Here is a 17,883-nt window from a genome sequence, read left to right on the forward strand (position 1 = left end):
AAGGGGCCAGTGCTGGCCCGAATGAATGAGGGACTATTATGAGCGACATCGCAGATCGCGTGAAGAAAATCGTTGTGGAGCACCTTGGTGTCGAAGAAGACAAGGTGGTCGAAAGTGCGTCTTTTATTGACGATTTGGGCGCAGACAGCCTTGATACCGTCGAGCTGGTAATGGCCTTCGAAGAAGAGTTCGGCATCGAGATTCCGGATGATGCGGCTGAAACGATCCAAACCTTCGGCGATGCGGTTAAGTTCATCACCGAAGCGTCCTGAGTTAATTATCGGACGTTTTCTGGCGTAACAGCTTCAAAAAGCGCCTCTCCCTTGCGGAGAGGCGCTTTTTTTTTAATCAGATTCGCCAAAGGGTTGAATTTCTCCACATAAATGTTTCTGTTGTAAGGCAGAGGGCGCAAAGCTCCGCACCGCGAACAGAGGCAGATTACCATGTCGCGCACGATCCCGACGATAAATACGCACCGCTTAACGCTGCGCGGTATGCGGGCTGAAGATTTCAACCGCTTCGCCGAGATATGGGCGATGCCGGAAGTCGTGAAGTATATCGACAAAGAGCCCTGGCCACGCGGCAAGGCGTGGGATGCGTTCCTTAAGCATGCAGGTCATTGGCAGATTACGGGTTTTGGTCAATGGGCGATCCTGCGCCATCGTGCCCCGGAGATGTCAGGGCAGGTCGGCTTTTTCTACGGAAAACGCGGTCTCGGCGCTGATTTTGACGATGCAGCGGAGGCGGGATGGGTGTTGGCACCGGACGCCCATGGGCAAGGCTATGCAACCGAAGCGGTAAGTGCGGCACATGATTGGTTCGACCGGGTGATCACCGGACGTCTTGTCTGCATGATCGATCCGCGCAACACCGGGTCACTCACCTTGGCAGAGCAAATGGGCTATGCGCTGATGCGGGAGGTATCGTATCAGGGCAGTCCGGTACGCCTTTTTGAGCGCAAAGGGCCGCCGCAGTAACGGGTGTTCCTGAGGTGCAAGGTTCCAAGGGCTCTTGCACAGAAACAACTGCTCAAGGTAAGGGGGAGCAGAATTACACGGGGGTAATACCATGCGCAGAGTAGTTGTCACGGGCTTGGGTTTGGTCACACCATTAGCTGATGGTGTTGAGGCGAGCTGGTCAAGAATTCTTGCGGGGAAATCCGGGGCGGGTCCGATCACGGGCTTTGATGCCAGTCGGCTTGTCACACAATACGCCTGCGAAGTGCCCTTGGGTGACGGTTCGGACGGGACATTCAACGCTGATGCCTATCTGTCCGCGAAAGAGCAGCGCAAGGTCGATACCTTTATCCTGTTTGGGTTGGCGGCTGCTGAACAGGCGGTAAAAGATGCCGGTTGGACGCCAGAAGATCGCGAGAGCCTTGAGCGCACAGGCGTGCTGATCGGCTCGGGGATTGGTGGGTTGAATTCCATCGCAAACACGGCCGTGATGATGGCGGAACGAGGCCCGCGCCGCGTATCGCCATTCTTTGTGCCGGGAGCGCTGATCAATCTGATTTCCGGTCAGGTGAGCATCAAATATGGATTCAGAGGACCAAACCATTCGGTCGTGACAGCCTGTTCGACCGGTGCCCATGCCATTGGGGATGCGAGCCGTCTGATCCAGCATGGGGATGCGGATGTGATGATCGCAGGCGGGGCTGAAGCGGCGATCTGCGAGATTGGCATCGCCGGGTTTAACGCCTGCAAAGCGCTGAGCACCAAACGCGGAGATGATCCTCAAAAGGCGAGCCGCCCTTATGACAAAGACCGCGACGGTTTCGTCATGGGCGAGGGGGCCGGGATTGTCGTGTTGGAAGAGTATGAACACGCCAAGGCGCGCGGTGCCAAGATCTACGCAGAGGTTTTGGGGTATGGATTGTCCGGTGATGCGTATCACATCACGGCCCCGTCAGAGGATGGCGAGGGGGCCGAACGTTCCATGCGCAACGCGCTGCGCAACGCAGGTCTCGCGCCTGAGGACATTGATTACATCAATGCGCATGGCACATCGACGATGGCTGATTCGATAGAGTTGGGCGCGGTTGAGCGGATGATGGGCGCGCATGCCAGTGAGGTGACAATGTCGTCAACCAAATCTGCGACGGGCCACCTGTTGGGGGCTGCAGGCGCTATTGAGGCGATCTTTTCGATTTTGGCCATTCGGGATCAGGTGGCACCGCCAACGATCAATTTGGACAATCCGGCAGTCGAGACGGTGATTGACTTGGCACCCAATGCCAAGCGACCGCGCGAAATCAATGTGGCGCTCAGCAACTCCTTTGGGTTTGGGGGCACAAACGCGAGCGTTCTTTTCGGGAAAACCGGCTGATGTGGCGGCATATCGCTTCTAACGCTGTAACGATGCTGATTGTTCTGCTGTTCATGGTGGGCGGTGTCATTTTATGGGGCAAGACCCAATATGATGGCGCGGGCCCTCTGAGCGAGGCGATGTGTGTAGAAGTGCCCAGTGGATCAACGATGCGCCGCATCAGCGAAACACTCGAAGAGAGCGGGGCTGTGACCTCGGGTGCAATTTTCCGGATGGGCGCGGAATACGCCGAAAAAGCCAACCAGCTGAAGGCGGGCAGCTATCTGGTGCCGCCCGGTGCGTCGATGGCGCAGATCATCGATACCGTGACGCGAGGGGGGGCCAGCACCTGCGGAACAGAGGTTGTGTACCGCATCGGTGTAAACCGCGTCGGCGTACAGTTGCGCGAATTGAACCCGCAAACGAACCAGTTCGAGGAGATGGCCAATTTCAATCCTGCCACGGATGACGTGCCGGAGATTTACACGGACCGCAAAGCCGCGGCAGGGACCCGGTTTCGTGTGGCCCTCGCGGAGGGTGTTACGTCCTGGCAAATTGTCGAAGGGCTGAAGGCGATGGATGTGTTGGAGGGGAGTGTTGAGACGCTGCCTGCCGAGGGCGCGCTGGCACCCGACAGCTATGAGGTGCGTCCGGGGGATCAGCGCGAGGATGTCTTGCAGCGGATGCGGTCTGCGCAGGAGAGGCGTGTTGCTGAAGTCTGGGAAAACCGTCAGCCAGATTTGCCCATTGAGACGCCGGAGGAATTGCTAATCCTCGCGTCGATCATTGAAAAAGAAACTGCGATTGCAGACGAGCGTGGTCAGGTTGCGAGCGTATTCGTCAACCGTTTAAACCGTGGTATGCGGCTGCAGACGGACCCGACCGTTATTTATGGCGTGACCGAAGGTAAGGGCGTGCTGGGACGCGGGTTGCGGCGCAGTGAGCTGCGCGCCGCCACACCGTGGAATACCTATGTGATCGAGGGGCTGCCGCCCACGCCGATTGCCAATCCGGGTCTTGCCAGTCTTGAGGCTGCAGCGGCGCCGCTGGAGACGCCCTATATCTTTTTCGTAGCAGATGGGACGGGCGGTCATGCCTTTGCGGAGACGCTGGCAGAGCATAACCGCAACGTTGCACAGTGGCGTCGGATTGAAGCTGAACAGGCGGAGCAAAGCTCCGGCAATTGAGGCAACGCGTTGGGTCTTTCAAGAGTTCTGAAAACCAACATTGCGTGTGCTGAAACGCAGGCTGTAAAAGCGAATGCGCGGATAAATGGTTAACGGCACCGTACGGTGCCCTACTGTAACCAGCTGATTTACCTTGACTTTGCGAACGGTTACACGTATAGATTGTGACATGCTAGAAGAAGTGGGCAGGCGACCCCGGGACACCCGGATGTGTCGCTTTTCTGTTTCTCTCGTGCGGAGACTACGCGCATGAGAGGTAAAACCTGAATGACTTTACTAACCCCAGAGCACGTAGCGTCCGAGACTGAGAACTTATTAAGTTCCGTTATCGGATCTATCAAAGACCTGCGTATGGAAATCGAAGACCTCAAAGAACGGGTCCGCGCAGGTGAAGGTTTGGAAAAAACGCAAAACAGTAGGACGGTGGCTTCGGCAACGACGCTGCTGAAAACCTGTCAAGAAGTGGAGAACCGTCTTGTCGAATGTCGCAGCAAATCAGCCGGAATCGCACGAGGGGGCTATGCCCTCGACCTCGAGCGGGCACGCGCTGAGATTGGGTGCAAGCTGGATCGTCTCCGCTGCACCGCACGTCCAAGACCAATTTCTGAATGAACTGAGTGAGGGAGAGCTTCTGGCTCTCCCTTATCTCTTTGAGTTTTGGGCCATGGAACATCAGTTGCCGCCAGAGGGAGACTGGCGCACCTGGGTGATCATGGGCGGACGGGGTGCCGGTAAGACACGTGCTGGTGCCGAATGGGTGCGTGCACAGGTCGAAGGCGCACGGCCTTTGGATGAGGGCCGTTCCCGGCGCGTTGCTTTGGTTGGGGAGACCATTGAGCAAGTGCGAGAAGTCATGGTTTTTGGCGACAGTGGCATACTGGTCTGTTCGCCACCCGACAGACGCCCGGTGTGGGAAGCAGGACGCAAGCGTCTTGTCTGGCCAAACGGGGCGATTGCCACCATTCACTCCGCCTTTGATCCGGAAGGATTGCGGGGGCCGCAATTTGATGCGGCCTGGGTCGATGAATTGGCCAAATGGAAAAAAGCACAAGACACGTGGGACATGTTGCAGTTTGCGCTGCGCCTTGGCGACAAGCCACAGGTGTGTGTCACCACAACACCGCGCAATGTAGGCGTTCTCAAAACGCTGATGAAATCACCATCGACCGTATCCAGCCATGCGCCGACAGAGGCGAATGCGGCCAATCTTGCGCGGTCGTTCCTTGAGGAAGTGCGCGCGCGCTATGCCGGCACCCGGCTGGGGCGTCAGGAACTGGATGGCGTTTTGTTGGAAGATGCAGAAGGCGCGCTTTGGACGACGGCGGGCATTGAAGGTATCAGGTGCGAAAAGGCACCCGAGCTTGACCGTATCGTCGTGGCAGTTGACCCCTCGACCACGTCTGGCGCGAATTCGGACGAATGCGGGATCATCGTTGCAGGGGTCAAAATGGCAGGTGCGCCGCAAGACTGGCGCGCCTATGTTCTGACCGATTGCACGGTACAAGGTGCAAGCCCCGCAGGATGGGCGCAGGCCGCCATTGCGGCGATGGAGCGTTTCGGCGCGGATAGGCTGGTCGCAGAGGTCAATCAAGGGGGGCAGATGGTGGCAGAAGTGCTGCGTCAGGTCGACCCTTTGGTGCCCTACAAGGGCGTGCATGCCAGTCGCGGAAAAGTTGCCCGGGCAGAGCCTGTTGCAGCTCTGTATGAACAGGGGCGTGTGCGTCATTTACGAGACTTGGGCGCGCTGGAAGATCAAATGTGCCGCATGACGGTGCAGGGATACGAAGGGCAGGGTTCACCGGACCGGGTTGATGCCTTGGTTTGGGCTTTGCACGAACTGATGATTGAGCCCGTCGCCAAATGGCGCGCGCCCCGTGTCCGGTCGCTTTGAGCGCCTTACCAAACAGTTAATGCCGCGGGCGTCTAGCTGACGTTTTTGACAGCATTTTAAACGATATTGATCCCAACAAATCCGAACAGATTTGAAACCGGATTGAGCGGTCAGATGATGCTGCGCGCACAGATGAGGAGTGAACAAAATGGGTTTTAATTTTCTACGGCGCGGGGCGCAGGCTGAAGTGCCTGAGCAGAAGGCCAGCGCGACCGGCCCTGTTGTGGCCTATCAGACCACGGGCCGGGTAGCGTGGAGCCCGCGTGATGCTGTTTCACTGACGCGCACGGGTTTTTCAAGCAACCCTGTTGGGTTTCGCTCTGTGAAACTCATTGCCGAGGCTGCCGCTGCATTGCCGCTTGTGCTGCAAGACGCAGAACAGCGGTTTGAAGCGCATCCGCTGGTCGATCTGGTGGCGCGCCCGAACCCGACGCAAGGGCGGGCCGAGCTGCTTGAGGCGCTGTATGCGCAGTTGCTGTTGACCGGAAATGCCTATGTGGAAGCGGTGTCGGACCTGAATGGAATGCCGGAAGAGCTGCATGTGCTTCGTTCTGACCGCATGAGCGTTGTGCCCGGTCAGGACGGCTGGCCCGTTGCCTATGAATATGCCGTGGGCGGTCGCAAACACCGGTTTGATGCAAGTGGCGCCGTAGTGCCGGTGTGTCACATCAAGAGTTTTCATCCGCAGGATGATCACTACGGTTTTAGCCCGATGCAGGCGGCGGCAATGGCGGTCGATGTGCATAATTCGGCAAGCCGTTGGTCCAAGGCCCTGCTTGATAATGCGGCGCGCCCGTCCGGTGCGATCGTTTATCGCGGTGCCGAGGGGCAGGGGTCTATGAACAGTGATCAGTATGACCGCCTTGTGAGTGAAATGGAGAGCCACCATCAGGGCGCGCGCAATGCCGGGCGACCTATGTTGCTGGAGGGTGGCTTGGATTGGAAACCTATGGGTTTTTCCCCGTCCGACATGGAATTTCAGAAAACCAAGGAGTCTGCGGCGCGTGAAATTGCGCTCGCCTTCGGAGTGCCGCCCATGTTGCTCGGCATTCAGGGAGACGCCACATATTCGAATTACCAAGAGGCACATCGCGCCTTCTATCGCTTGACGGTCTTGCCTTTGGCGACACGGGTCACGGCTGCACTCGCGCATTGGCTCGCCCACCACACAGGTGAAACCGTAGAGATCAAACCCGATCTGGACCAAGTGCCGGCCCTTTCCGCGGAGCGGGATGCGCAATGGAGCCGTGTGGCAGCTGCGGATTTTCTGACACAGGCAGAAAAGCGTGCGTTGCTTGGATTGCCTGCGGTCAGTGCCGATGAGTGACCCTGCGTTCGAGCGCTTTGAATGTGCGCCCGGGCTACGGTTGCAAGCACATGAGCGCGTTGCACAGATCCAGCATGATAACCTCATACGGCGTCTGGATCGTGTCGAAGTAATGATGGAGCGGTTGGAAAAACGGCTCTGGCTGACAGTGTACGGCATTGTGGCGATGATTTTAAGTCAGGGGCTGCAGTCGATCCTGGCGGCTGTGCCCTAGGGTACCCGCGCAGAATAATTTTAGGAGAGTTTCCATGGATACAGAGACCGGGCTTGAACGAAAGTTCGCACGTTTTGGAGAGGGGCTAGAGGTCCAGGACGGCAGTGTCATTGCCGGCTATGCCAGCCTTTTTGGCGCGGTAGATCAGGGTAACGACGTGGTTGAGGCTGGCGCATATGCAGCGTCTCTCGCCGCGCTTGGGGCAAAGGGTGGGCGGGTCAAAATGCTGTGGCAGCACGACCCCACACAACCAATTGGCACATGGGATGAAGTCCAAGAAGATGGAAAAGGCCTTTGGGTAAAGGGTCGTTTGCTGGACAGTGTGGCCAAGGGGCGTGAAGCCATGGCGCTGATTGAAGCTGGCGCGATTGACGGATTGTCGATTGGATACCGCACCCGCAAAGCCACCAAGAATTCCAAGGGCCAGCGGCTCTTGACCGAACTGGAACTTTGGGAGGTCTCGCTTGTGACTTTTCCAATGTTACCCAGCGCGCGAATTACGGCCAAATCAGAAGAGACGGATCTGGATCGTTCTTTGCGTGACATGGCGGCCGCCTTTGAGGGTGCGCGCGCTGATCTGGCGCGCCGCTGATGCGCACCTGTCGTTGCGGTCAGGCGTGAACGTCTGACCTGAACACTACAACTTAAGGAAATTGCCATGCGCAAGACCGAAGCAAAAGCGGCGGGCGGGATAGGTTTGTCCCCCGCTGAGGATGTCAAACAGGCTGTTACAGGCTTTGTGAGTTACTTCAAAGAGTTCCAAACCGAAATGAAACAAAAACTTCAACAAACAGAAGAGCGACTGACCATGCTGGACCGTAAATCAAATACCCTTCAACGTACACCTCTGGGCGGCGCGGCAGATGCCGGTGCGCCTCACCAAAAAGCCTTTAACGCTTATCTTCGCTCTGGCGATGACGATGGGCTGCGGGGGCTGGAAATAGATGTGAAATCCCTTTCCACATCCGTGAATTCCGACGGTGGTTATCTTGTGGACCCGCAAACGTCCGAAACGGTGAAATCCGTTCTGACCTCTGCCGCGTCCGTTCGCGCAATCGCATCCGTCGTCAACGTTGAAGCGACATCTTATGATGTCTTGGTTGATCACACCGATCTGGGCGCCGGTTGGGCCACTGAAACCAACAATGTGACTGAGACAGACACGCCGCAGATTGATCGGATCACCATTCCCCTGCATGAGCTGAGCGCGTTGCCGAAAGCGTCCCAACGCCTTTTGGACGACAGTGCCTTTGACATCGAAGGTTGGTTGGCCACGCGCATCGCGGATAAATTTGCACGCGCCGAAGCTGCGTCATTCATCTCCGGCGATGGCATCGACAAACCACGCGGCATTCTCGATCATGCGTCGGTGGATAACGACATCTGGACATGGGGTAATATCGGTTACGTTCCAACCGGTGTTGCGGGGGATGCGACCCCGGATTCGATTGTTGATGTAGTTTATGCGCTGGGTGCTCAATATCGCGCCAACGCGACATTCGTGATGAATTCCAAAACTGCCGGTTTGATCCGCAAGCTCAAAGACGCTGACGGCCGCTTTTTGTGGTCAGATGGACTGGCGGCGGCAGAACCCGCGCGTTTGATGGGATATCCCGTTTTGATTGCAGAAGACATGCCGGATCCTGACGCTGGTGCAGAAGCGATCGCCTTTGGTGATTTCTCTGCGGGGTATACAATTGCCGAGCGTCCCGATCTGCGCGTCTTGCGGGATCCTTTCAGCGCCAAGCCGCATGTTCTGTTCTATGCGACCAAACGTGTTGGCGGTGATGTAAGCGATTTTGCCGCGATCAAAACCCTGAAATTCGCCGTCTCTTAAGAGGCTGCGAAACCGGCAGCGGGCCTATTGGCTTCGCGTGCCGGGCCGGGTGCGCGCCTGTGCCTTCTGTGTTGTCTAGCTGCTCCCCTCCGACCGAGCAACATAGTGTGGCGCGCCCCGGTAATTGACAACGAGGGGACGAATTTTGGAGACTTTCCATGATGTTGATCGAAGAGACGATGGTGCCAGACACGGCACTCCCGGTCGAAGACTTCAAAGCACACCTCCGACTGGGCACCGGCTTCGGTCTGGAAACGGCGCAAGATGAAGTCCTTTTGGGTTTTTTGAGAGCGGCAGTTTCAGCAATTGAAGCGCGCACGGGCAAGGTTTTGATGACACGAAGCTTTTCCTGGACGCTCGGTTTTTGGCGTGACCGCGATTCACAGGGCCTGCCAGTTGCGCCGGTGATACAGATCACGCGGGTTGCAGTGATGGAGCGCAGCGGTGCGCAAACTGAAGTGCCGGTTGCGAGTTACTGGCTCGAACGCGACAGTCAACGCCCACGACTGCGTGCGACTGGAGCAAGCTTGCCGTTGATCCCGACAGGTGGTTCTGCCGTCATTGGATTTGACGCGGGTTTCGGTGCGGTTTGGGCGGATGTTCCTGCGGATTTACGCCAAGCTGTCTTTTTGCTGGCGGCCCATTATTACGAATACTGCAATGAGACCAGCCTGAGTGGTGGCTGCATGCCATTTGGTGTGACAAGTTTGATCGAGCGTTACAAGGTCATGCGCCTGGGTGGTTTGAGATGAGCACACCGCGCCTGAACCGACGTTTGCTATTAGAGACCCCCATTCGCCAAAGCGACAATGCCGGTGGTTTTACAACCATATGGCAGCCATTGGGGTCTCTTTGGGCGCAAGTTACGGCCCGAACGGGACGTGAAGCTGCCCAAATGGGGGCGCCCATATCGGCGGTGAGCTACCGCATCATTGTCCGCGGCGCACCATCAAATACGCCTCAACGGCCGAAGCCCGAACAACGGTTTCGGGGTGCGGGGTCGCATCTTTCTCATTCAGGCGGTGGCAGAGGCCGATGACGATGGCCGCCATCTGACCTGCTTTGCAACAGAGGAAACAGCGATATGAGTTACGCAGTGTCCGGTTCTTTGCAAGCGGCGATCTATGATGCCCTGATAAGTGACACCAACCTCAATGCGTTGGTTGGTGGTGCGGTTTACGATGCGCTTCCCACAGGTGTTTTGCCCGCAACCTATGTCAGCCTTGGGGTTGAGCGCGTGCGCGATGCCTCGGATCAGACAGGGCATGGGGCGCTTCACACGTTACAAATTGCGGTGGTGACATCACAACCCGGTTTCGCAAGTGCTAAGACAGTGGCCGCGGCGATTTCTGACGTACTGCATGATGCAGACCTCACGTTGAGCCGCGGGCGGTTGATATATCTGCGCTTTGAGCGGGCCGATGCAAGACGGATTGACTCGCGTTCTGCGCGCGAGATCCAGCTGCGCTTCAGAGCGCGCGTCGAAGACGAATAACTCTTTACACTTTTACAGGAGATTACCCATGGGTGCTCAGAACGGAAAAGACCTTTTGATCAAGGTCGATATGGCGGCCGACGGCCAGTTCACGACACTTGCAGGTCTGCGAGCCACGCGTGTCAGTTTCAACGCGGAAACCATCGATGTGACCAGCCTTGAAAGTCAGGGCGGATGGCGCGAACTGCTGTCAGGGGCCGGCGTAAAATCAGTATCGATTAGCGGCTCAGGCGTGTTTCGCGATGCAGCAACTGATGAGCGTGCGCGTCAGCTCTTTTTCGATGGTGAGGCGCCAAGCTTTCAGGTTGTGATCCCGGATTTTGGGATTGTTGAAGGTCCGTTTCAAGTGACAGCGATCGAATATGGCGGGAGCCATAATGGTGAAGCGACATATGAGTTGTCGCTGGCCAGTGCGGGCAGCCTCACCTTTACGGCGATTTAAGATGGCTAATCCTTGGAGGGGCGAGGTTCCTTTGGTCATCAACGGGGAGACGCATGTGATGCGGCTTACTTTGGGTGCACTTGCGGAGCTGGAAGCCGGGTTAAACGAACCATCCATTGTTTCCCTTGTCGAACGCTTTGAGGGTCAGACGTTTTCCAGTCGGGACGTTCTGGCATTGCTGGAAGCCGGGCTGAAGGGGGGCGGTTGTGACCTGCCGGAGGGCGCGTTGTTGCATGCTGACATATCGGGTGGCCCGATGGCCGCCGCGAAAGCGGCCGCGGAGTTACTGGCGCGCGCCTTTGTGGTGCCAGAGACGTGAGCCAGATCGAATGGCCCGTATTAATGCGTGCGGGCATACAAAATTTGGGGCTTCAACCGGATGTTTTCTGGTCGCTTACGCCAGCAGAGTTTCGATTGCTGTTGGGCGATGCGGGAAAGTCCGGGCCGCTTTTGAGTGAAGGGCTGGAGGCATTGATGGATGCCTTCCCTGATAAGACATAGAGGACGGGCAAGATGACAGATGAAAGTAGCTTTGAAGACCTGGAGACAGGCGCAGAGGGCCTCAACGACACATTAGGGCAAACAAGCACCTTGGTCACGGGTTTCGATGGAGAGTTGCGCCGAATGCAAAACTCTCTGGATGCCACGAGCAAAGGTATCGCAACAGTTGAACGCGGTATCAGCCGAGGCCTGCGCGGTGCTTTTGATGGTGTCATTCTTGATGGCGTAAAACTGTCAGACGCTCTCAAGTCCGTTCGCGACAGTATGGTTCAAACGGCTTACAATGCCGCGATTAAACCGGTCACTAACGGGCTGGGCAGTGCTTTGGCGCAAGGCGTTGGCGGTCTGGTTCAAAGCGTTTTGCCCTTTGCCAACGGCGCGCCGTTCAGCCAAGGGCGCGTCATGCCGTTCGCAAATGGCGGAATCGTCAGTAGTACGACTCCTTTTGGAATGCGTGGTGGGATGGGCATCATGGGCGAGGCGGGGCCGGAAGCGATCATGCCTCTTGCGCGGGGTCCTGATGGCAAACTTGGCGTGCGCGGCGCAGGCGGTGGTGGCGGGCAAACAATCGTCATGAACATCAATACGCCAGATGTTCAGAACTTCCAAAGATCTCAGGGTCAAATCGCGGCACAGATGGCGCGCGCCTTGGGGCGCGGTCAACGTAATCGGTAAATCGAAGGGACCTATAAATGCAATTTCATGATGTCAGATTTCCCGCAAAGCTGAGCTTTGGCTCAGTTGGCGGTCCGGAACGGCGCACGGACGTCGTCGCTATTTCAAATGGCTTTGAGGAGCGCAATGCGCCCTGGGCACATTCTCGACGCCGCTACGATGCCGGGGTCGGCATACGCTCGCTTGACGATGTAGATGTGATGATTGCGTTTTTCGAGGCCCGTTTCGGACAGCTTTACGCCTTCAGGTGGAAAGACTGGTCTGATTATCGGTCGTGTAAGCCGTCTCTGGATATTACGGCGTTTGATCAGAACCTCGGTGAAGGAGACGGTATTCAGGTCGATTATCAGATCACCAAAACCTATCAGTCCGGTATCCATACCTACGTCAGGCCGATCTCAAAGCCGGTCATCGCAACCCTTAAAGTAGCGGTTGGATCGGTCGAGATGCAGGAAGCTGTCGATTATGTCGTAGATGCAGCGACAGGCGTTATTCGTTTCACCGTGCCACCGCAGTTTGGCGCATCCGTAACGGCTGGGTTTGAGTTTGACGTACCGGTGCGCTTTGATACCAACAGTATTCAGACGAGTGTCGCGAGTTTTCAAGCCGGCGAAATTCCGACCGTACCGATTATTGAGGTGCGTTTGTCATGACTGGTATGAATGAAAATTTGAAGACGCATTTGGCAACGGGTCTGACGACCCTGTCTCATGCTTGGGCGATAGAGCGCACCGACGGTGTCATTCTGGGCTTCACAGATCATGACCGGGATTTGGCTTTCGAGGGTATCACCTTCCGTGCGGATACTGGGTTGAGCGCCTTGGCGCTTTCACAGAGCACAGGTCTTTCCGTTGACAATACAGAAGCCATTGGTGCTTTGAACGATCTGTCTATCCGCGAAGATGAGATAGAACAGGGTCGGTTCGACGGAGCTGAGGTGCGCGCATGGTTGGTAAACTGGACGGATGTTGACCAACGCTGGCTGCAGTTTCGGGGTTCTATTGGGGAGTTGCGTCGGACCGATGGCGGTTTCCAGGCTGAGCTCAGAGGGTTGACTGAAGCCTTGAACAGACCCTTGGGCCGGGTTTTTCAAAAGCCCTGCACATCTGTTTTGGGGGACCGGGACTGCCAATTTGACGTATCCGCGCCCGGTTACACGATTGATCTGGCGATTGAGGCAGTTGATCGTTCTCGTATATTCCAGTGGAACGGGTTCAATGGCTTTGAGGCGAACTGGTTTACACGCGGGCGTTTCGAGGTTCTGGACGGCCCTGCCGCTGGTTTGTGGGGTATGATCAAGCATGATCGCCTTGATGGTAACAGCCGCACAATCGAACTGTGGGAACCCATACGCGCACCGATCACACCCGGCGCGAGCGTCAGGATTAGCGCGGGATGCGACAAGAGCAGCGAGACGTGCCGTTTGAAGTTCAGCAACCTTGCGAATTTCCGGGGTTTCCCTGACTTGCCCGGTGATGACTGGCTGATGGCTGTGCCGAAAAAGACCGGCGCTAACCGGGGTGGCAGCTTGAGATGACCTTGAACACAAAAGCAATTGTGCTTGAAGCGCGTCGGTGGATTGGCACGCCCTATGTACACCAGGCGTCGGCATTTCATGCAGGAGCAGATTGCCTGGGATTATTGCGGGGCATTTGGCGAAGTCTGTATGGGGACGAACCAGAGATCGCGCCCGCCTATTCCTATGACTGGTCGGAACCACAGGGCGAAGAGCGTCTATGGGAGGCAGCAATCAGGCACTTGGTGCCGAAAGCTGTCACGCAGGAAGATGTAGGGGATGTTTTACTGTTTCGCATGCGGACAGGTGCGGTGGCCAAGCATTTGGGTATCGCGGCAACCATCGGAGATAACGCCAGTTTTGTGCACGCTTATTCCAAGTATGGCGTTGTTGAAAGCCCGCTGAGCGCGCCATGGCAGCGCCGAATTGTTGCACGATTTACTTTTCCTGAGGAGTTCAGATAATGGCTACGATTGTTTTATCCGCAGCTGGGGCCGCAGCCGGTGGCGCTTTGGGTGGCAGTGTGGCCGGGCTCTCAACCGCTGTCATTGGTCGCGCCGTTGGCGCGACAGTCGGTCAGGTCATCGACCAGAGCGTCATGGGTGCAGGCTCTGAAGTGATTGAAACGGGCCGAGTTGACCGGTTTCGTTTGTCCAGCGCTGGTGAGGGAGAGCCGGTATCGCAGGTCTATGGGCGGATGCGATTGGGCGGACAGATTATCTGGGCTTCTGATTTTATCGAGAACGTTAGTGTGACCAGCAGCGGTGGAGGGGGGGGCAAAGGCTCCCCCAGCCAGCCGAAGACCAAGACACGCAGCTACAATTATTCAGTGAACCTCGCGGTCGCAATTTGCGAAGGCGAGATCACCAGGATCGGGCGAGTTTGGGCCGATGGAGAAGAAGTGGCCGCGGATGACCTGAATATACGCTTGTATAAAGGCCACAAAGATCAGTTGCCCGATCCTGTGATGGAGGCGGTTGAAGGCGCAGGCAATGTTCCGGCCTATCGGGGCACGGCATATGTCGTTTTTGAAAACCTTGGTCTGGAACGCTTTGGCAATCGTGTTCCTCAGTTTTCATTCGAAATTTCCCGCCCTGAACAAGTGGATGAGCAGGATGCAGAATTTGCTCCGACCTACGGCATCCGGTCGGTCGCGATTATACCGGGTACGGGAGAGTATTCCCTCGCCACAAGACCGGTGTACTATTCCAGTGGTCCGGGAAGCCGTTGGAGTGCCAACGTTAATTCTCCTACCGATAAAACCGATTTCTTGGTTTCGTTGGAGACCTTGGGTGAAGAACTGCCAAATTGCGAAGCGACATCTCTTGTTGTGTCTTGGTTTGGCAATGACCTGCGCTGTGGAAGCTGCGAGGTGAAGCCTAAGGTCGAGAAGAAGGCATACGAAGGTGAAAATATGCCGTGGTCCGTTTCGGGCCTGAACCGCAGAACAGCGGATGAAATGGCGCTGCAGGACGGCCGCCCCATTTATGGTGGTACGCCAACCGATCTATCCGTCATTCAGGCCATTCGGGCCGCTCATAACGCCGGTAAAGAGGTCATGTTCTACCCCTTTATTCTGATGGACCAGCTGGCTGATAACTCGCTGAGCAATCCTTATGATCCAGCGACTTTTCAGCCACGTTTGCCCTGGCGCGGTCGGATCACACTATCGGCAGCGCCCGGCGTTACTGGCTCCCCGGACAAAACAGCCGTTGCCGAAAGTGAAGTCGCAGCTTTCTTTGGCGCAGCCAGAGCGTCGGATTTCGCTGTTTCCGGCAATTCAGTTATTTATTCGGGACCAAACGAATGGGGATTGAACAGGTTTGTGTTGCACTACGCCGCCCTGTGCAAGGCTGCGGGCGGTGTGGAAGCCTTTTGCATCGGGTCCGAAATGCGCGGGCTGACGCAAATTCGCGGCGAAAATAACCGTTTTGTCGCGGTCGAGCGTTTTCGTACTCTTGCGGCACAGGTACGCCAGATACTGGGCGCTGAGACAAAAATCAGCTATGCGTCTGATTGGAGCGAGTATTTCGGGTATCAGCCGCAAGATGGATCAAACGATCGCTTTTTCCATCTGGACCCGCTCTGGGCGGATGACAATATCGATTTTATCGGCATAGACAATTATATGCCATTATCCGATTGGCGGGATGGCGACAGCCATGCCGATGCAGGTTTCGAAACGGTTTATGATCTGGAGTACCTGCGTGGTAACATCATGGGCGGCGAAGGCTATGATTGGTTTTACGCCTCCCAAGAGGATCGCGATCAGCAGGTACGCTCACCGATCAATGACGGCGCGCATGGCGAGCCATGGGTGTTTCGCTACAAAGATCTGCGCAACTGGTGGGAAAACACGCATTTCGAGCGGATCGGTGGTGTGCGCGCTGCCACGCCAACAGCATGGGTCCCGCAGTCAAAACCCTTCTGGTTCACTGAACTGGGCTGTGCTGCTGTAGACAAGGGCACAAATCAACCCAACAAATTTGTTGATGCCAAATCATCCGAAAGCAGTTTGCCACATTTTTCAAACGGTGCACGCGATGACTTGATCCAAGCCCAATATCTGCGCGCTATGGTGTCCTTTTGGGATGATCCAGCTAACAATCCAAATTCAGCTTTGGATGGGTTGAAAATGGTCAATATGGACCGGGCATTTGTCTGGGCGTGGGACGCGCGACCCTATCCGTATTTCCCAAACAATCTGGAGTTATGGAGTGACTCGGAAAACTATGGGCGGGGCCATTGGATAAATGGACGTACATCCGCGCGCTCTTTGGCGTCAGTGGTATCGGAGATCTGCCTGAAAGCTGGCGTCACATCCTTTGATGCATCCCGCCTTTACGGCACGGTGCGGGGCTATATCGTGAGTGATGTGTCTGAGGCCCGCGCGTCTTTGCAGCCCTTGATGCTGCGCCATTCGTTTGATGCGGTGGAACGTGACGGCGTCTTGGTTTTCCGCATGCGGAACGGACGCGGGGCCATTACGCTTGAGCGTGAAAATCTCGCTTTGGCGACTGATCTGGACGCAACTGTTGAACAGACACGTAAGGCGGATGCCGAGGTTTCAGGACGCGTCCGGTTACGTTTTATGCAGGCAGATGCCAATTTCGACGCCCTGGCCGAAGAAGCCGTTCTGGCGGACGAAAAGACGCATGCTGTGGCCACATCCGAAGTGCCGATAGCCCTCACGAGGGTCGAGGGTCGGCAAGTCGTTGAGCGTTGGTTGACTGAATCCCGCGTGGCCCGGGATACCATCAGATTTGCATTGCCGCCGTCAATGCTGTCGCTCGGGGCAGGCGATGTTATCGCTTTGGATGGCGAGCAACAAGAAGGTCAGGCGCTCTATCGGATTGACCGCGTCGAACAGGGCGCGTTGCAAATTGCCGAAGCCGTCCGCATCGACCCGGAGGTGTATACGCCCTCCGATCTTGTGGATGAGGTGGAAAGCCCCAAGCCGTTCGTGCCATCTGTCCCGGTGTTCCCGCTATTTTTGGACTTGCCGTTGATCACCGGGGACGAAATCCCGCATGCACCGCATATCGCAATCACGGCCCAGCCGTGGCCGGGGTCAGTCGCCGTTTATCAATCCCCAAGCGAGAGTGACTATCAATTGCTGGATGTCATCGATGCACGCTCTGTCATCGGACAAACCGAAACAGTGATGCAGGTTGCACAATCAGGGCAATATGACTTCGGTGCGCCCCTGCGCGTCAAACTTTTGAGCGGTGCATTAAGCTCGGTTGAAGAAGCTGCGTTGCTGTCAGGCGCCAATCTTGCAGCCATTGGTGATGGCAGTTCCGGAAAGTGGGAGCTTTTCCAATTCGCTGAAGCGAATTTGGTCGATGTCGATACATACGAACTCCGCAAGAGGTTGCGGGGACAGTTCGGCAGTGATGGGCTCGTAGATGGACCTTGGCCAGAGGGATCATGGTTTGTCTTGTTGAATGGCTTGCCCGAACAGATTGATTTGTCTCGTAATCTGCGACTTGTTACACAAAATTATCGTATTGGACCTGCGCGACGCGCAGTGGATGATCCTTCGTTCGTTGATCATGCTGAAGCCTTTGCGGGCAATGGGCTTCGTCCATACGCACCCGTGCATCTGACGGCGAAAACGACGCAATCCGGTGCCAAAGAATTTGGCTGGATACGCAGAACACGTATTGATGGCGATGGGTGGGACGCGCCTGAGGTGCCGTTGGGTGAGGAGGCCGAGACCTATCTGATACAGATCGTCAAGGATGATGTCGTTCTGAGAGAAACGACTACGCAACAACCAATCTGGATTTACCCGCTGTCCGAGCAGGCTGCTGATGGGTTGACTGGCGGATATGACATCAGGGTATCACAAGTTTCGGCGACTTTTGGTGCGGGACCGGCGGCCATTTTGTCGTTGGCCGTTTAAGCGCCCTTCAGGCTGTGATGGGGTCATTCCAATCTTGAATTGAACTCATCACAGCTTTGCGTTTGGCCTTCTTGACCTGAACC

The 17,883-nt window shown here is 56.3% G+C and carries 20 protein-coding genes; all 20 read left to right on the top strand.

Annotated elements, in window-relative coordinates:
• The first annotated feature begins 38 nt into the window (after positions 1-38).
• The 20 genes from K5Q35_RS01615 (at position 39) to K5Q35_RS01710 (ending at position 17,800) form a co-directional block, all read left to right on the top strand.
• Complete coding sequence (locus K5Q35_RS01615; protein ID WP_013961331.1) at positions 39-272, top strand: acyl carrier protein; 234 nt, start codon at positions 39-41, stop codon at positions 270-272.
• Between the two features lie 171 nt (positions 273-443).
• A complete protein-coding gene (locus K5Q35_RS01620; protein ID WP_013961332.1) occupies positions 444-977 on the top strand; it encodes a GNAT family N-acetyltransferase in 534 nt (177 codons plus the stop codon).
• 91 nt (positions 978-1,068) lie between these two features.
• Positions 1,069-2,328 carry a beta-ketoacyl-ACP synthase II gene (gene fabF, locus K5Q35_RS01625; RefSeq protein ID WP_013961333.1) on the top strand — a complete coding sequence of 420 codons (1,260 nt, stop codon included), beginning with the start codon at positions 1,069-1,071 and terminating at the stop codon, positions 2,326-2,328.
• On the top strand, positions 2,328-3,494 hold the full coding sequence (gene mltG, locus K5Q35_RS01630; protein WP_013961334.1) for an endolytic transglycosylase MltG: 1,167 nt from the start codon (positions 2,328-2,330) through the stop codon (positions 3,492-3,494). Before fabF ends, mltG begins: the two co-directional genes overlap by 1 nt.
• A gap of 520 nt (positions 3,495-4,014) precedes the next feature.
• The gene (locus K5Q35_RS01635; protein WP_220798186.1) at positions 4,015-5,385 is read left to right on the top strand and encodes a DNA-packaging protein; all 1,371 of its coding nucleotides are present in this window, start codon (positions 4,015-4,017) and stop codon (positions 5,383-5,385) included.
• Between the two features lie 148 nt (positions 5,386-5,533).
• A complete protein-coding gene (locus K5Q35_RS01640) occupies positions 5,534-6,712 on the top strand; it encodes a phage portal protein (protein WP_220798187.1) in 1,179 nt (392 codons plus the stop codon).
• Entirely contained in the window at positions 6,705-6,926 is a 222-nt protein-coding gene (locus K5Q35_RS01645; RefSeq protein WP_013961337.1) for a hypothetical protein, read from the top strand. Before K5Q35_RS01640 ends, K5Q35_RS01645 begins: the two co-directional genes overlap by 8 nt.
• Before the next feature lie 34 nt (positions 6,927-6,960).
• On the top strand, positions 6,961-7,518 hold the full coding sequence (locus K5Q35_RS01650) for an HK97 family phage prohead protease (protein WP_013961338.1): 558 nt from the start codon (positions 6,961-6,963) through the stop codon (positions 7,516-7,518).
• Between the two features lie 66 nt (positions 7,519-7,584).
• Positions 7,585-8,763, top strand: a complete 1,179-nt coding sequence (locus K5Q35_RS01655) for a phage major capsid protein (protein ID WP_220798188.1) — start codon at positions 7,585-7,587, stop codon at positions 8,761-8,763.
• Positions 8,764-8,921: 158 nt separating this feature from the next.
• The gene (locus tag K5Q35_RS01660) at positions 8,922-9,515 is read left to right on the top strand and encodes a hypothetical protein (RefSeq protein WP_220798189.1); all 594 of its coding nucleotides are present in this window, start codon (positions 8,922-8,924) and stop codon (positions 9,513-9,515) included.
• Complete coding sequence (locus K5Q35_RS01665) at positions 9,512-9,802, top strand: head-tail adaptor protein (protein WP_374758567.1); 291 nt, start codon at positions 9,512-9,514, stop codon at positions 9,800-9,802. The genes K5Q35_RS01660 and K5Q35_RS01665 overlap by 4 nt, the downstream gene beginning before the upstream one ends.
• 45 nt (positions 9,803-9,847) lie before the next feature.
• Positions 9,848-10,258 (top strand): DUF3168 domain-containing protein, encoded by a 411-nt coding sequence (locus K5Q35_RS01670; RefSeq protein ID WP_013961342.1) that lies wholly within the window; start codon positions 9,848-9,850, stop codon positions 10,256-10,258.
• A gap of 28 nt (positions 10,259-10,286) precedes the next feature.
• Positions 10,287-10,700 (top strand): phage major tail protein, TP901-1 family, encoded by a 414-nt coding sequence (locus tag K5Q35_RS01675; RefSeq protein WP_013961343.1) that lies wholly within the window; start codon positions 10,287-10,289, stop codon positions 10,698-10,700.
• A 1-nt stretch (position 10,701) separates the two neighbouring features.
• Positions 10,702-11,019 (top strand): gene transfer agent family protein, encoded by a 318-nt coding sequence (locus K5Q35_RS01680; protein WP_013961344.1) that lies wholly within the window; start codon positions 10,702-10,704, stop codon positions 11,017-11,019.
• Positions 11,016-11,201, top strand: a complete 186-nt coding sequence (locus K5Q35_RS01685) for a rcc01693 family protein (RefSeq protein ID WP_148264319.1) — start codon at positions 11,016-11,018, stop codon at positions 11,199-11,201. The genes K5Q35_RS01680 and K5Q35_RS01685 overlap by 4 nt, the downstream gene beginning before the upstream one ends.
• A gap of 12 nt (positions 11,202-11,213) precedes the next feature.
• Positions 11,214-11,876, top strand: coding sequence for a phage tail tape measure protein (locus tag K5Q35_RS01690; RefSeq protein ID WP_013961346.1), 663 nt, complete (start codon positions 11,214-11,216; stop codon positions 11,874-11,876).
• A gap of 17 nt (positions 11,877-11,893) precedes the next feature.
• Positions 11,894-12,529, top strand: coding sequence for a DUF2460 domain-containing protein (locus K5Q35_RS01695; protein WP_220798190.1), 636 nt, complete (start codon positions 11,894-11,896; stop codon positions 12,527-12,529).
• Positions 12,526-13,413 (top strand): DUF2163 domain-containing protein, encoded by an 888-nt coding sequence (locus K5Q35_RS01700; RefSeq protein WP_220798191.1) that lies wholly within the window; start codon positions 12,526-12,528, stop codon positions 13,411-13,413. Before K5Q35_RS01695 ends, K5Q35_RS01700 begins: the two co-directional genes overlap by 4 nt.
• Positions 13,410-13,856 (top strand): peptidase, encoded by a 447-nt coding sequence (locus K5Q35_RS01705; protein WP_220798192.1) that lies wholly within the window; start codon positions 13,410-13,412, stop codon positions 13,854-13,856. Before K5Q35_RS01700 ends, K5Q35_RS01705 begins: the two co-directional genes overlap by 4 nt.
• The gene (locus K5Q35_RS01710) at positions 13,856-17,800 is read left to right on the top strand and encodes a glycoside hydrolase/phage tail family protein (RefSeq protein WP_220798193.1); all 3,945 of its coding nucleotides are present in this window, start codon (positions 13,856-13,858) and stop codon (positions 17,798-17,800) included. Before K5Q35_RS01705 ends, K5Q35_RS01710 begins: the two co-directional genes overlap by 1 nt.
• The last annotated feature ends 83 nt before the right edge of the window (positions 17,801-17,883 follow it).

This window comes from Roseobacter sp. OBYS 0001, assembly GCF_019654895.1.
GTDB classification, from domain to species: Bacteria; Pseudomonadota; Alphaproteobacteria; order Rhodobacterales; family Rhodobacteraceae; genus Roseobacter; species Roseobacter litoralis.